Source organism: Bacillus sp. NTK071 (genome assembly GCF_017303315.1).
Classification (GTDB): Bacteria; Bacillota; Bacilli; order Bacillales; family Guptibacillaceae; genus Guptibacillus.
Genome location: NZ_JAFKOI010000163.1, coordinates 1 through 254 on the forward strand (window position 1 = coordinate 1; position 254 = coordinate 254).

Annotated in this window: 1 pseudogene; it reads left to right on the top strand. The window is 64.2% G+C overall.

Annotated features, from left to right (window positions below):
• Nucleotides 1-254, top strand: a pseudogene (locus tag JI666_RS22280) (hypothetical protein); the annotation flags it as partial.

Here is a 254-nt window from a genome sequence, read left to right on the forward strand (position 1 = left end):
TGGCTGCATCTGCGCGCCTTCGCCAATGCCGACCGTCTCGGCGCACTCTATGGTAACCCGGCCTGGCGCAAACAGCTCAAATCCACCGCGATCTGGGAGATCGAGACCGGGCAGACCCTGACGATGGCCGAGGTCAAGGCGGCCAGCCTGACCCGCTCGAGATGGTACGCCGCCGCTGCCCGTTTGTTCGAGGATTTCGACGCGCTGATCCTGCCCAGCGCTCAGGTCTGGCCCTTCGATCTGTCGCTGGAATA